Source organism: Chryseobacterium sp. JJR-5R (genome assembly GCF_034047335.1).
Classification (GTDB): Bacteria; Bacteroidota; Bacteroidia; order Flavobacteriales; family Weeksellaceae; genus Chryseobacterium.
Window position 1 is genome coordinate 2,902,701 of record NZ_CP139137.1, and the last position, 14,919, is coordinate 2,917,619.

A 14,919-nucleotide genomic window follows, 5' to 3' on the forward strand; every position below is an offset into this window, starting at 1 on the left:
TGTTTTTTTATTGAATTCGTTAATATATCGTGGTACAGGTGTAAATGTACAATTGTCTGGAATAGTTTTCTAACGGCACTTCCCGCAATTCAGTTTTTTATGAACCGTTAACCGATGATAATCCATACTATAGGAAATAAATACTTAAAGCCATGAAAAACATTTCCAAGACATCCAGGCTGCTGAAAACAGCTGATCCGTAATACACAGTAACTTTTGTCCGGCTGTTTATTGACTGATTAAATGATTAAATAAACACATCTGAAAAAAAAGTTTGCATAATTGAACACTGTTCATTATTTTTGTAAATTATTAGATGTTTCTTTTTGGAGAACTAAAACTGATACGTAAGAACCCGGCATAAAATATCATATTGCATATGAGCATCACGGAAAGAAAAAATAAGGAGAAAATAGAAATGCGCAAGCGTATTCTGGATGCGGCGCGCAAAATATTCCTTCAGAAAGGCTATGAAAATACCAGTATGCGGAATATTGCCAGCGAAATCAGCTACAGTGCAGGTACGATCTATTTTCACTTTAAAGATAAAAGCGAGATTTTTCACGAACTTCATAAAGAAGGCTTCCTGCTATTGCTTACGCAATTGAGGGTTTTAGACAGTGTGGCAGATCCTTTTGAACGCCTGAAGGCTGTAGGCAGGGTATTCATCCAGTTTGCCCAGGAAAACAAAGATTATTACAACCTGATGTTTATAGTAGAAGAATCAGCTTCAGATAACTCCGGGGAAGGAGGCTTCCAGATTGCCAAGGAAGCCATCAACCACCTGTTCCTTTTGATTAAGGAATGTCAGGCTAAAGGCCGGTTCACCGATATGGATGCTGAATATTTTACCTTTATGGTACTGTCATCGGTCCACGGCATCTGTGCCCTTTTCTGCAAAGACCGTACGGTAAGCTTTGCAAGCAAAACCAATGAAGAGCTGATGGAGAACGGATACAATTGTCTTGTAAAGCTTCTGGAAAAAGGATAACACCTTTTTTTTACTATAAAATTGAACAGTGTTTAAAATAAATACAATGATTAACAAATCTAAAAAAAGACTGCTCCGGTATTTCTGCCTGCTGGTCTTAATGCATCTGCCTACGAAAATTTTAAAGGCACAAAACAGGCTCGATTCCTATATACAGGAAGGTATCGGATCTAACCAGAGTATCAGGCAGCAGTCTTTTATTCTTGAAAAAAATATCTATGCGCTGGGTGAAGCCAAAAGTATGTTTCTGCCTAATGTTTCTTTTTCCACCACGTACACCAAAGCAGACGGAGGGAGAACCATAGATTTTCCTACAGGCGATCTTCTGAACGGCGTCTACTCCACTTTAAACCAGCTGACCGGGAGCAGCTCATTTCCGCAGCTTCAGAACCAGAGCATCCTGCTTAACCCGGATAATTTCTACGATGCCAAATTCCGCATCACCCAGCCCATTTTGAATGCGGAGCTCGGCTACAACAGAAAGGTCAGATCAAAACAGATCGACCTGCAGAAAACGGAAATCCTGCTGTATAAACGGGAACTGGTGAAAGAAATAAAAACGGCCTATTACAATTACCTGAAGGCCGCGAATGCCACAAAGATTTACCGGTCTTACCTTACCCTGGTTAATGAAGGGGAAAGGGTGAACAGGAAACTGCTTGAGAATGGAAAAATCAACCGGACAGCCGTAGTCAGAAGCCAGAATGAAGTTTCAAAGATCAGAGCCTCCATTACCGCCTCTGAGAAAACGGAAGAATCTGCAAAGTATTATTTTAACTTTCTCCTGAACCGCCCTTTAAAAGACAGCATAGTGGCAGATGATATTGACACCTTACCGGAACAGTCAAAGGTGCTGAATGGAGATATCAGCAGCCGTGAAGAACTGTCTAAACTCCAGATATCCGGGGACATCAGTAATGACCTGACCGGCCTTGCCAAGTCTTATTTCATCCCGAAGATCGGGGCAAGCCTTGATCTGGGTTCGCAGGCTTTCGACTGGAAGTTCAACCAGAAATCCAGGTATTATTTGCTGGGCATTTCACTGGAATGGAATCTTTTTGCTTTCGGTAAGAATACCTACAAAATAAAGCAGGCCGTTGCGGAACAGCAGGCCATCTCATCCCAGACCACATACGTACAGCAGCAGCTTTTAACCGAGCTGAAAGTGCGGCAGGCCAATCTGGAAAGCGCTGTTGCCCAGTATACCGCCGCACAGTCTCAGCTGAAAACAAGCCAGACCTATTACAATGATATGTCTAAACTTTACAAAGAAGGAATGACGATCTACATTGAGCTTCTGGATGCTCAGAATCAGTGGATCGACGCAAAACTGAAGTCTAATATTGCATTATTTGACACGTGGATCGCTTATACAGCCATTGAACGGGCCAATGCCAGCTTTACAATACAACAATAATAATCACTATGAAAAAAATACAATCAACTGCCCTAGCCCTATCCCTGGCTCTGTTTACTATTTCCTGCAGTGAAAAGCAGCCTGAAAAAAACAGGCAAAGAGGCCAAGGCCAGGATATTATATCCGTAAAAATCTCGCCGTTGTCCTCTGAAGATGTATCCGGTTCCATACTGGCTACAGGGCTGGTAAGCACGGAAGATCAGGCCAATTATTCATTCAAGGTCGGTGGGGTCATCAGCAGGATATGGGTGGATGAAGGGCAGTCTTTCCGGAAAGGGCAGCTGCTTGCCACATTAAACACAACGGAAATAGCAGCAGGCGTTGCCCAGGCCGACCTGAACGTGGCCAAAGCCCAGCGTGACTACAACCGGGCAAATAACCTCTATAAAGACAGCGTTTTCTCTCTTGAACAGCTGCAGAACACCAGAACGGCACTTGAAGTTGCCCGGCAGTCTAAACAGGCTGCGGCATTCAATGAGCGGTATGCTAAAATCTATGCGGTTTCAGACGGTTTTGTTTCTAAAAAGCTGGTCAGTGAAGGAGAGATTGTAAGCGGCGGAATGCCTGTTTTCCTTACCAATTCCACCCAGAAAAACAACAGCTATTTACTGAAAGTGGGCGTAACAGACCTTGAGTGGGCAGCCATTAAAACAGGACAGCCTGCAAGCGTTACCCTGGACGGCTACCCTGACCGGAAATTCGAGGCAGCCGTCTTCAGGAAACTGCAGTCCGCCGACCGGGAAATCGGTTCATTTCAGGTAGAACTGAAATTAAAGCTTGACCGGGTGGCTCCCGCCGTGGGGATGTTCGGTAAAGCTGAAATAAAAACAGACCAATCAGGAAAATCCGTCGTCATCCCTTACAATGCATTGGTAGAAGCGGACGGTAATCAGGGGTTTGTTTTCGTTCCGAACGGTAAAAACAGGGTAAAGAAAGTACCTGTGAATATCCTGAAGTTCGACAATACCAAGGTATACCTCAGAGAAAAACCTTACGGAACTGATGCCATAGTTGTATCCAACAGTGCCTACCTCAACGAGCAATCCATTATCAAAATCATCAAGTAATTATGAAGATTACAAATTTCTCCGTTAAGAATTACCAGTTTACCCTGATCATATTTGTGCTTGTTGCAGTAGTCGGTATTCTGACCCTTTTTACCATGCCGCGGTCTGAAGATCCCACCACCCATCCCCCGCAGTACCTGGTAACGGTAATTTACCCCGGAACCAGCCCTAAGGATATGGAAGAACAGGTGGTAAAACCTATTGAAAATAAAATTTACGGCCTGGAAAATATTGATAAGATCCTTACCACTGTTGAAGACGGGGTTGCCGCCATCCAGATCAAATTCAAGTACGGGGTTGATGTGGACAACAAATACCAGGAAATATCCACAGAGATCAATGCCCTTAAAGGCAGCGAGCTCCCAAAAGACATTTACCTCATCAAAACCGAAAAAATATCATCTTCTGATGTTAAAATACTGCAGGTTGCTTTAGTGTCAAACACCGCGTCCGGAAAGACATTGAGAGACAGGGCGGACGAGCTGAAAACCCAGCTTGAAAAAATTACCAACCTCCGGGAAGTAAAATATGCAGGGATCCCGGAACAGGAAATAAGGATTGACCTGCAGCTTGATAAACTGGCCCGGCTGAACATACCGCTGAACCTGGTGATGGGAAGCATACAGAGTGAAGCAGCCGATATTCCCGGAGGCAGCATCAATCTGGACAGTAAAGTTTTCAATGTAAAGACAAGCGGGAAATTCAAGAATGTAGAAGATGTAGCCAACACGGTTATTTATAATGCCGGAGGAAAAATCATCTATCTGAAAGATGTGGCCCGCGTTACCTATAAAGACGGCACGGTGAACCACATTACGCGCCTTAACGGAAACCGCTGCATCCTGGTTACCGCTGCTATGAAAGACAATGTGAATATCACAAATGTTCAGGAAGAATATACGCCTGTTGTGGAAGCATTCGGCAAAACATTGCCTGAAAATATAAAAATGGTCAAGAATTTTGACCAGGCGGATATGGTATCCCAGCGTCTGGGTCATCTTGGGTTTGATTTTGTCCTGGCCATTCTCCTGGTTGTGATTACCTTACTGCCGCTGGGGTTCCGGGCTTCTGTTATTGTAATGATTTCCATACCGCTTTCCCTTGCCCTGGGGCTTATCACCATGAACCTGTTGGGATATTCACTCAATCAGCTGAGTATTGTCGGTTTGGTTGTCGCACTGGGACTGCTGGTGGATGACAGTATTGTGGTGGTTGAAAATATAGAACGCTGGCTGAGAGAAGGCCACTCCCAGAAAGATGCTGTTTTAAAAGGCACAAAGCAGATCGGTATTGCGGTTGTGGGATGTACGGCTACCCTGGTCATTGCATTTCTTCCGCTGGCATTTCTCCCGGATATTGCGGGTGAGTTTATCCGCAGCCTTCCCATGGCTGTTATGACCAGTGTTTTGGCATCGATGATCGTGGCACTGACCATGGTTCCGTTTTTAGGAAGCAAAATACTGAAGACCCATACCCATGCAGAAGGAAATTTTTTCCTTAAAAATTTACAGAAGTTTTTAAGCCTGTCTTACAAACGCATCATGCCGCTGGCCCTGAAATGGCCGAAAGCAACCATCGGAATATCCGTTGTACTGAGTATCCTCGCATTTATGCTTTTTCCTCTTGCGGGTTTCAAGCTGTTCCCCACTTCAGAAAAACCGATGTTCCTTATCAACATCAAAATGCCTCTTCAGGCAGACATTCCTGAAAGCGACCGGGTGACCAAAATGATAGAAAAAGAGCTTAAGAAAGAGGATGAAATCGTTCATTATACCTCAAATGTAGGAAAGGGGAATCCCCAGATTTATTACAATGTGCACCAGCAGGATATCAAACCGGATTTTGCCCAGATCTTCGTACAGCTGGAAGATGAAGCCGGTCCCGGAGCAAAGACGGAACTGATTAAAAAGCTCAGATCAAAGTTCAGCAGCTTTCCTTATGCAAGGGTGGAAATAAAAGATTTTGAACAGGGAACCCCGATTGAAGCCAATATCGTGGTGAGGGTATTCGGAGAGAACCAGGATACGTTGCGTTCCATTTCATTTAAGGTGGAACAGCTGCTGAGAAAGCATCCCGGGACATTTTATATCAATAATGAACTGAATGCCTATAAATCTGATGTTAAAATAAAGATTGATAAAGAAAAGGCGCGCACATCAGGGGTGATGACCAGCGATGTGGACCGGGTGATCCGCATGGCAGTTGCAGGGTTGAATGTAGGAGACTATATTGATGACCGCGGAGATTCCAGAAATGTGGTCATTACCCTTCCGAGAGAAAAATTCGCCAGCCTGGATGCACTTAAAAACCTGTATGTGAACAATATCCAGGGCATTCCGGTTCAGATCGACCAGATTGCTTCGATCAGTTTTGAGAAATCCCCCACAGCGATCAACCATTTCAATAAATCCCGTTTTGCAAAAGTAACCTCGCTGACCAAAGACGGCGTGCTGGCAAACGATATCCTGAAAGACATTGTCCCCGAACTGAACAAAATGAAGCTGCCCGCCGGATATTCCTACAAGCTCTCCGGTGAAGCGGAATCTGAAGGTGACGCATTGGGAGGGAACTTTCTCTCGGTGATTATTTTAAGTGCTTTCCTTTTCATCGCCGTACTGTTGCTGCAGTTTAAAACTTTTAAAGGGATCATCATCGTTTTGTCCATCATCCCTCTGGGAATATTGGGCGGCGTTATTCTGCTGCTGCTGACAGGGAACCCCATGTCACTGGTATCCATCATCGGCTTCATCGGGCTTTCGGGGATCCAGGTTAAAAATTCCCTTTTGCTTGTTGATTTTACGAATCAGCTCCGGCTGGAGGGCCACAGCATTGATGAAGCCATCCATATTGCCGGGGAAACACGTTTCCTTCCGGTGGTACTGACTTCAATTACCGCTATCTGCGGACTGCTGCCCATTGCCCTCAATCCTAACCCTTTGATTGCACCGCTGGCAATCGTACTGATCGGAGGGCTGATCAGTTCTACCATATTATCAAGGATCGTTACTCCGGTAATGTACAAGTTAATCCCGCCGCAGCTGGGAGATCAAATCTAACCCGTTAACAAATAAAAAAAATTATAAATGAAAGAATACGTTTTAATTACCGGGGCATCATCGGGAATTGGTTACGAAATGGCATGCCAACTGGCAGAAAAAGCCTACAACCTCATCCTGGTTGCCCGTACGGAAAGCAGACTGCAGCAGATGCAACGCGATTTATCAAATAAGTACGGTGTGCTGGTGCATTATTTCATTGCCGACCTCTCGGATGTGAATGCAGCCAAAAACCTGTACGAAAGGGTTAAAACAGAAAACCTTTTGGTTTCCCATTTCGTTAACAATGCAGGAACAGGCAATTACGGCCAGTTTACAGAAACTTCCCTGGAAGAGGAGCTGAATATGATCCAGCTGAATATTTCCAGCCTTGTAACCCTGACCAAGCTCTTTGCACAGGATATGGTAAGCCGGAAATCCGGCCGGATTATGAATATAGGATCAGTGCTTTCATTTCTGCCGTTCCCCTACTATACCGTATATTCTGCAACCAAAGCATTTGTGATGGCATTCAGCGAAACGCTTGCCGCGGAACTTGAAGGAACGGGCGTTACCGTTAATTCACTGTATCCGGGAACCACCGACACCGGTTTTACAACAGAAGAAATGAAGGCCACCAACCTGTACAAAAGCAAACCTATGCACCCCGAGGTAGTGGCCGAGTTGGGAGTCAGGCATCTTTTATCCGGCAAGAGCAAAAAAGTGACAGGATTTCAGAACTGGCTTAATTCCAATATCCCGCGTTTTGTAACGGATAAGATGATGATGAAAATCAAGAAAAACCTGGCAGGCCAGTCCAAAAGTTAGGCGGATTTGCAGTAAAAATTATCTTAAAAACAGAACTTTGTTCTGATAAAAGTTTCTGTTTTAAGATTAAGAACCCGTCTGTTTGAATTTATTTTTCACAGGTTGCGGCCATTATACAGAATTTTATTCGTATTCATTGACTCTCTAAAAATCTATGTGAACAGTTTAGATAAGCTTTCAACACTAAAAATCAACTGGTTCTCATAAAAATTGACATTTGATTGACCCTATATTAAGAGCCGCTTTAACTTAAGTTGCTTAAGACTCGTTCAATTCTTCCTGTTTTTAAGTTTACTTTAGTTAAAAATCACTGATTTCCAAAACTTATGGATTCTTATATAAACTTTTAAGATGAAATAATTTTAAGCTTAAGGGTGAATACGTTTTATCTGCTGAACTCAGACATTTTCCGGGTTTTAATTAAAACAACAGAACATGAGGCCAGTAAAAACAGGATTCCGGCCAGGATTATGGCATTTACCGGATTATTGTCCAGAAAATGGTTATAGATAAAGCCAAAGGAAACCGTCTGAATCAGCATCGGAATCACAATCATCATATTGATCACGCCCATATACACGCCCCTCTTGTGCGGGGGTATTGACGGAGATACCATGGAATAAGGCAGTCCCATCATCGCAGCCCAGCCGATTCCGAAAAGTACCATCGGCAGCAGGATCAGATATTCATTCTGGATAAAAGGCAGGATCAGCAAAGACATGCCGGTGGCCAGAAGACAGAAGGCATAGACATTTTTTGTGGAATATTTCAGTGCCAGCGGAATCAGGAGCAGGGCGGAAACCATGGTAATGAAATTATAGAACCCGTTCATCAGCCCCGTCTGCCCTACTGCAGTTTCTACCAGGCGGAGGATGTTCCTTGCCCATTCCAGGTCAGCCGGATTTCCTGACCCCGCCTTTGAAATTTCAAGAATGTTTTTGGCTTTTGCCTCATCACTTTCAGAAACATGGTATAACGTCTGCCTGATCATCGGGGTTACGAACTGCCAGTAACAGAACAGCGCGTACCACTGGAATAAATAGACCAACGCCAGCTGCCAGAGTATTTTCGGCATCCTGATAATGGCTTCGGCAATATCTGCGAACGGCGTGAGAAACGTATCGTTTTCCTTTTCAGCCTTCAGCCTGGTGAGCTCTTCTTCCGTTGGCGGAATTTCCGGTGTCTTGTAAACCGACCAGGCCACAGAGGCAATTGAGCAGAAGGAACCTAAGAAGAACGAATAGTAAACCCACGCAGGAATACCTCCCGATTCTGACGTTCCGCCGAAATATTTCTGGAAAATAAACAGGGAGAGATTGGCCAGCGTAATCCCGCCGCCCACAAAAAGGCTCTGCATCTGGAACCCGTAAGTCTGCTGTTCTTCAGGAAGCTTGTCCCCGATAAAGGCCCTGTAAGGCTCCATTGCCGTATTGTTGGCAGCATCTAAAATCCACAAAAGCCCGACTGCCATCCAGATGGAAGAGCTGAACGGGAAAACAAACAGTGCCAAACTGCAGAATACGGCCCCGAGCAGAAAGAACGGTTTCCGGCGTCCCCACTTTACACTCCATGTCTTATCACTGATGGCCCCGATCAGCGGCTGGATCAGCAAACCTGTAACCGGCCCGGCCAGATTGAGAATAGGCAGCTGGTCTGCATGGGCACCCAGGAAAGAATACAGCGGATTAACCGCGGTCTGCTGAAGCCCGAAACTGTACTGGATCCCGAAAAACCCCACATTCATGTTCCAAATCTGCCAAAAGCTGAGTCTGGGGATTATTTTTTTATTCATAGGTTACGGTTTTACAGTCTGATAGTTTTTTCCAAGGATTAAGTCTGCCTTTTCTTTAAAGCGGCGGATAATATGGTGCTCAATATCCAATACTTTTTCCACAAAACCGCTCTGTTCGTCCCGGTTTCTTTTCATCCGGTTTTCATACGTATCTTTATACGTCCGGTCTATGAAGATACTGAAATCAAAATCATCAAGACCCAAAATATAGGTCCCTTCAATAATCAGCATCTGAATATCGTTTAACTCAAGGACTTCCCGGGAAATCATATTTTCTTTATAATGAACCAGAGGTTTTTCAATAGAGATTTTTCCTTCCTTAAACTGTTGTATATTCTCCTGAATGATTTCTAAATGAACTTCATGCATGCCGACATTTTCAAAACTTTTCTGCCGGTTCTCGTGGTTGCTTTTCGGAGGAAGCCTGAAATAATCATCCATTTGAAGCACCATGCTTCTGATGCCCTGTTCTTCAAAAACTTTCTGCAGTGCAAAGGCCGTTACCGATTTTCCGCTGCCGCTTTCCCCGCCAATCCCAACTGCCCATTTTTCCCCGGCTTTATAATTTTCCTTTATGATCTTATAAATATTTCCAGCCGTCTCCAAATGTCTTTTTTCTAAATTAATTACATCTCCAATCATTGTTAAACCCGTTTTAAATAAATAGTTTTTGTTTAAAATTCATCGCTTATGCTATGCCTTCATTAAAAGGTAACCGGAAGCCGAAAAGCACAACCGGTCTGTTCCTGAAGGCAGCAGCTGGTCCGTAGAATAATATTCCCTGAAACTCGGGCTTTTCTCCTGAAGCAGCTGCTCATACTGGCTCAGAATTTTTTCCGGTATCTGGTCATATCCCCTTTTTCTCAATCCCAGGCAGAGCCAGCCAAGATAGATGGGCCATGAACCTCCGTTATGGAAATGGTAGGGCCTGTTTTTGAATTCATAGCTGTAATTGTTTTCCAGTAAATTCCAGTCGGCATCATCCGGAAAAATAACCGGGTAAAAAACCGGGAGCATCCAGTGACCAAACTCAGTATTCAGCATCTTCAAAAACTGTGTGAAATCCTCCATATTGAGATCAAAACCTAAAAAGACGGCCAGTGCATTTCCTGCAAGATCGAAACGTTCATCATAGCCGTTGGCATTCAGCGATGCCCATAAATACGGCTTCTCATCTGCCTTTTTATAGGCTGCCCCGTGGTATCTGGCGTCAGCCGAATTATTTTTCCGGAAATTGATTTCAATTAAATGTTTCAGCTGTTCTGCCTGGGCATTCCGTTCATCATCCCGGTATACCTCAGCAGCATTTTTCAAGGCCCAGTACCGCAGGACATTATCATACAGGACATAGCCGGAAGTTACATATTCATCTGCCCAGTTGCCGCCCAGCGGGCTGTATAAAAGGCCTCTCTGGTTGAATTCCCAGGTTTTCAGACAGGAAAATGCCTTGTCTATCTTAGGTTTTAAGCTTTGCTTTACTTCCTGGTCTTGGGTATATTTTATATATTCACACGCACCGATGATCCACCAGATGGTGGCATCCGTTCTTCCGACAAGCGTGCCGTAGCTTACCTTATTTCCGTAAACATTGGACGGAATCTGTCCGTTTTCTGCCTGATGGTCTGCGAGGGTTTTCACTGATTTTTCCAGACCGTCAATAATCATCGGGTTTTTAATCAGAATCCCCGTAATTCCTGTCATCATAGCATCCCTTGACCATACTCTTGCGTAGTTGTCCTTTTTCTCGGACGATGCCAGAATTCCCTGTTCAGAAATGGACTGTTCTATTACCTGTAAGGCTTCTTTTGTAAACATAATTTTCAATTTGCGTGCATAAACTGACAGCAGACCCTACTGCCCGTTTCATAAAACCTGTTTAGATTATTCTTATTTATCAATTGTCAACACCTGGATGCGGTTAAAAATCAAATTTTACGCTGGCACCAATCGTTCTTCCCGGAAGTGCCCTTGCCCTGATGATCCCGTTGGTTCCCTGCAGAGTGCTTTCTTCCGCTTCTGTAACGGCCAGTGCATTGAATACGTTATTGGCATTTACATTAAGCGTCAAATTGCTTAAAAGCCTGTATGAAATATATGGATTTACCATAATATAACCCGGCATGATCAGCTTATTGCTGTCCTGGGTATATGCTTTTGCAGATCCTACGGCAAAGAAACCGAAGCTCAGTTTTTCAATATTTACATTCGGGTTGAAAGAATACATTACTTTCGGGGTCCTCCTCGGCATATTCCCGATGATGGTTTTGTCAATGGCATTTTTAATTTCGGCATGCGTATAAGTCAGACCTGCTTTGATGTCAAAGTTTTTACTGATTTTATAAAAGCCGTCGAACTCAACCCCGAACGATTCATATTTATTTTCTGTCCTCAGCTGTGTAGTGGCTTCGTAATTCGCTTCGATGGTTCTCGCCTGGAACAGCGTCGTATTCAGGAAATAACTGGCTCCCCTTAATTTGTACCCGACCTCGATCTGGTTCAGCTTGTTTACTTTCACGGCATCCAGAGCAGGGTCATCATTATTGGTGTAATTGTAGCCTGCAAAAAGGATCCTGTCGGCAGAAGCGCTTCCGCCCTGGCTTACCCTAGCAAAGACGGCGTTACGGGAATTCAACGCATAATTAGCCCCGAACGAATACCCGAAAATACCGTATTTATAATCAACGGGAACCGTTCCGTCCACCACAGCCACAGCAAGTTCCGGGGTTTCAAACGTTCCGTTCTGGTTTACATCAATGGCACGCATCGTGTTTTTTGTTCCTGCAAAGGTTCCGGATACATTCCCGAAATCATATCTTGCCCCTAAATCCAGCGTCAGGTTCTGAACCGGGTTGATTTCCACCTGAGCGTGTGGAGCAATTACCGAATATCTGGTATCGTAATTCCTGTTTACACCTCCGAAATCAGGAACGCCGTAATGAAGAAGTCCGTTATCGGTAATTTTAGTTCCCGTGTTGCTTATAATATCCACAAGACGGGCGTTGTTATCGGATACTTCCATCAGATAGGTATTCCAGTTCCAGGATAGATTGATATTCTGTGAACTGTTGTATACTCCGGTATTCAGCTTCACTTTGTCCCATTTCTTACTGATATTCACATCACTGAAAAAATTGTTGAGATTATTCAGTTTGGTATTGAACAGCACGGTTTTCATGTATTTGGCATTGCTGTCTACGGCGGTACCGGTTCCTGCATACACTGCGCTTCCATAGCCTGCAACAGACTCAAGAATTTCAGATTTACTGCCTACCGAAGCCGGGAACGGAGCGAGAAACTGTCCGTCGTTTGCCGCATATCTTGCCTTGGCATCGATTTTCCAGCCGGCACCCAGGTCATAATTAAATTCCATGCCTATCGTTTTTGAGACCGAATGCATACCATCGCGGATATCGCTTTTCAGAACCTGCCCGTTTCCGCCGATCGTAAGGTCGTTTTTAAAGTTGGCAGACTGCAAAGCACCCGTTAAGATGTCGAAATTGCTGAGCGAGCTGTAATCCGGATGAGAATCTGATCCTGAAACGGCAACCGGCATCGGCATATAAGCGGCTGTACGGTCGTCCAGGTATTTACCGTACACGCGGATGCTTCCTTTTTCAAATTTCTTTAATAGTGATAAACGGAACTGTCCGCCGTTGTTGGAGGTATACCCTGTTTTTCTCGGGCCGTCACCGCCTCTGTAGAAACCGCCGATGCCGATGAAAAAGTCTTTTCCCAGAGGGGTCCCGTAATCTATATCGGTCCTGAAGTTTTTATAGTTGAGGCCGGCCTGCTGGGTAATGCTGCCTCCCTGCTTTTCACCGGTTTTCGTAATAAAGTTGATGATCCCTGCGGGTGAATTGGAAGCAAAGACCGATGCCGAGCCTCCTCTTAATGCTTCAACGCGGGAGACAAAGGAATCAAACCGGGTAAACTGGTCCTGAGTGCCAAAGGCAATATCCCCGAACTGCATTACCGGAAGCCCGTCTTCCTGGATCAGCAAATACCTGGAGCCGCCCGCAGAAACAGGGACTCCCCTTACCGTAATATTGGAGTTTCCTTCACCGCCTGAAGACTCGGCACGGATCCCGGGGATCGTCCTGAAAATTTCAGCCGTGGTTCTGGGTGCCGCATTGATGATATCTGCCGGTTTTAAAGTTGAAATTGAAGTACTGGTTTTGATTGAAGCTTTCGGGTTGGAGTTTCCTGTAATCACCACTTCATCAATGGTCTTGCTTCTGGTAGATAAGGTATCGTTTACAGTCTGGGAAAACATGAATGCCGCCATGTTCATCGTCCCGAAAATCAGTAGTTTCTTTATTACTTTTGATTCCATAATTTCTTTTGGTTTTTTGCTATGTCTCAAAAGTATTTTTTTTAGGGTATCAAATGATGATTTTAAACTGAACGTTAACAGCATCACAATATCAACCGTTTGCGCAACCGTTTGCGGTGAATAACTTTTTATAATATTAACTTTTATTTAACAAATTAACCGATTTTATTTAACAAATATTAACAAAATTTGAATCGATAATTATTCTTAATTTCTCCGGATATTTGATCCTGTAACGTAAAATGAAAAGAACGACCATAAAAGACCTCGCTGAAATGCTCAATATAAGCACTTCTACGGTTTCGAGAGCGCTAAAAGACCATCCTGATATCAGCAGTTCGGTAAAAATCAAGGTGCGGGAAGTGGCTGAGACCTTTAATTACGTGCCTAATGATTTTGCGATTAATTTCAGAAAAAAATCATCAAAGGTCATCGGATTGATTGTTCCGGAAATATCCATGTTCTTCCTGCCATCGGTCATCAGAGGTATTTCTTCGGTTCTTAACAAAGAAGGCTATCATTTTTTCCTTTTATCTTCCAATGATTCTTATGAAACGGAAAAGGAGCATCTGGAAACCTGCATCAATTCGAGGGTAGACGGAATTTTAATTTCCCTGACGAAAGAAACAAAGGACTGCGGACATTTAAAAAAGCTGCAGGATATGGAAGTTCCGGCGGTTATTTTCGATAAAACGGTCCCTCAGAACATCTTTGAATCCGTGATCTTCGACAACAGGAAAAATGCTGAACTGTGTGCTGAAAAATTAATCAGCTACGGCTGCAGGAATGTCCTGGCCATCTTCGGGAATGAAAGCCTGGAAATTACCCAACACAGGAAAGAGGCATTTCTGGAAAAGATAAAGGCGTTTCCGGATATTCAGGTTGAGGTGATCTTCTGCAAATCTGCAGATATTGTTAAGGAGCAGCTGGACGTATTATTGGATACGCATTCTTTTGACGGTTTTTTTGCGATGAGCGACGAGACTTTAATGGGGCTCCACAGTTCGTTAATCAAAAGGAACCTCAACAATACCAACAAAAAGGTAGTTGCGATCAGTGAGGGGACGATTCCGAAATACCTGGATGAAACGTATGAATACCAGATAAATGACGGATATGAAATGGGCATTTTTGCCGCTGCGAAATTAATGGGCTCCATCATGAAGGCAAGCCCTGCAGCGGCCGAAACTTCAAATGCCGTTTATTACCTTTGATGTGTCTATATCAGCTTAGCGGGAAAAAGAATCCGATACTGAAAACCCGGGCAACCCTCATTTCCGGGCTCCGGGAAATGCTTACGGAAGCTGGAATATGATTTTAAACAGAAGAAAATCAAGGTTTTAAACATATGGCACCCGGCATCATCCACAATCTTATTTAAAATACATAACAATTCCTTTTCCGGGATATAATTTTGATTAAATTTACGTCACTAATGTATGCCAGATCGGCATAC

The 14,919-nt window shown here is 43.9% G+C and carries 10 protein-coding genes; 6 read left to right on the plus strand and 4 right to left on the minus strand.

Translation table 11 applies throughout. The annotated features are described in order from the left end of the window. The first annotated feature begins 379 nt into the window (after positions 1-379). The 5 genes from SD427_RS12740 to SD427_RS12760 are packed head-to-tail and all read left to right on the plus strand — an operon-like array spanning position 380 to position 7,338. Complete coding sequence (locus tag SD427_RS12740) at positions 380-991, plus strand: TetR/AcrR family transcriptional regulator (RefSeq protein ID WP_320558184.1); 612 nt, start codon at positions 380-382, stop codon at positions 989-991. Between the two features lie 46 nt (positions 992-1,037). After that, a complete protein-coding gene (locus SD427_RS12745) occupies positions 1,038-2,408 on the plus strand; it encodes a TolC family protein (RefSeq protein ID WP_320558185.1) in 1,371 nt (456 codons plus the stop codon). Between the two features lie 8 nt (positions 2,409-2,416). Then, on the plus strand, positions 2,417-3,475 hold the full coding sequence (locus tag SD427_RS12750; protein WP_320558186.1) for an efflux RND transporter periplasmic adaptor subunit: 1,059 nt from the start codon (positions 2,417-2,419) through the stop codon (positions 3,473-3,475). A 2-nt stretch (positions 3,476-3,477) separates the two neighbouring features. Beyond that, entirely contained in the window at positions 3,478-6,531 is a 3,054-nt protein-coding gene (locus SD427_RS12755) for an efflux RND transporter permease subunit (RefSeq protein WP_320558187.1), read from the plus strand. A 27-nt stretch (positions 6,532-6,558) separates the two neighbouring features. Then, the gene (locus SD427_RS12760; RefSeq protein ID WP_320558188.1) at positions 6,559-7,338 is read left to right on the plus strand and encodes an SDR family oxidoreductase; all 780 of its coding nucleotides are present in this window, start codon (positions 6,559-6,561) and stop codon (positions 7,336-7,338) included. 385 nt (positions 7,339-7,723) lie between these two features. On the opposite strand, the gene SD427_RS12765 is transcribed toward SD427_RS12760, so the two are convergent. The 4 genes from SD427_RS12765 to SD427_RS12780 all read right to left on the minus strand — a co-directional run bounded on the left by SD427_RS12765 (position 7,724) and on the right by SD427_RS12780 (position 13,463). Beyond that, positions 7,724-9,130, minus strand: coding sequence for an MFS transporter (locus tag SD427_RS12765; RefSeq protein ID WP_320558189.1), 1,407 nt, complete (start codon positions 9,128-9,130; stop codon positions 7,724-7,726). A 3-nt stretch (positions 9,131-9,133) separates the two neighbouring features. Next, positions 9,134-9,772 carry a hypothetical protein gene (locus SD427_RS12770; protein WP_320558190.1) on the minus strand — a complete coding sequence of 213 codons (639 nt, stop codon included), beginning with the start codon at positions 9,770-9,772 and terminating at the stop codon, positions 9,134-9,136. Positions 9,773-9,823: 51 nt separating this feature from the next. Further along, on the minus strand, positions 9,824-10,945 hold the full coding sequence (locus tag SD427_RS12775; protein ID WP_320558191.1) for an amylo-alpha-1,6-glucosidase: 1,122 nt from the start codon (positions 10,943-10,945) through the stop codon (positions 9,824-9,826). A 103-nt stretch (positions 10,946-11,048) separates the two neighbouring features. Beyond that, positions 11,049-13,463 (minus strand): TonB-dependent receptor, encoded by a 2,415-nt coding sequence (locus SD427_RS12780; RefSeq protein WP_320558192.1) that lies wholly within the window; start codon positions 13,461-13,463, stop codon positions 11,049-11,051. A gap of 242 nt (positions 13,464-13,705) precedes the next feature. On the opposite strand from SD427_RS12780, the gene SD427_RS12785 reads away from it, so the two are divergent. Further along, positions 13,706-14,677 carry a LacI family DNA-binding transcriptional regulator gene (locus SD427_RS12785; protein WP_320558193.1) on the plus strand — a complete coding sequence of 324 codons (972 nt, stop codon included), beginning with the start codon at positions 13,706-13,708 and terminating at the stop codon, positions 14,675-14,677. The last annotated feature ends 242 nt before the right edge of the window (positions 14,678-14,919 follow it).

Excerpts from the sequence above, each read along its gene's own strand:
- SD427_RS12740 (WP_320558184.1), top strand. The coding sequence starts at position 380 with ATGAGCATCACGGAAAGAAAAAATAAGGAGAAAATAGAAATGCGCAAG.
- SD427_RS12745 (WP_320558185.1), top strand. The coding sequence starts at position 1,038 with ATGATTAACAAATCTAAAAAAAGACTGCTCCGGTATTTCTGCCTGCTG.
- SD427_RS12750 (WP_320558186.1), top strand. The coding sequence starts at position 2,417 with ATGAAAAAAATACAATCAACTGCCCTAGCCCTATCCCTGGCTCTGTTT.
- SD427_RS12755 (WP_320558187.1), top strand. The coding sequence starts at position 3,478 with ATGAAGATTACAAATTTCTCCGTTAAGAATTACCAGTTTACCCTGATC.
- SD427_RS12760 (WP_320558188.1), top strand. The coding sequence starts at position 6,559 with ATGAAAGAATACGTTTTAATTACCGGGGCATCATCGGGAATTGGTTAC.
- SD427_RS12765 (WP_320558189.1), bottom strand. The coding sequence starts at position 9,130 with ATGAATAAAAAAATAATCCCCAGACTCAGCTTTTGGCAGATTTGGAAC.
- SD427_RS12770 (WP_320558190.1), bottom strand. The coding sequence starts at position 9,772 with ATGATTGGAGATGTAATTAATTTAGAAAAAAGACATTTGGAGACGGCT.
- SD427_RS12775 (WP_320558191.1), bottom strand. The coding sequence starts at position 10,945 with ATGTTTACAAAAGAAGCCTTACAGGTAATAGAACAGTCCATTTCTGAA.
- SD427_RS12780 (WP_320558192.1), bottom strand. The coding sequence starts at position 13,463 with ATGGAATCAAAAGTAATAAAGAAACTACTGATTTTCGGGACGATGAAC.
- SD427_RS12785 (WP_320558193.1), top strand. The coding sequence starts at position 13,706 with ATGAAAAGAACGACCATAAAAGACCTCGCTGAAATGCTCAATATAAGC.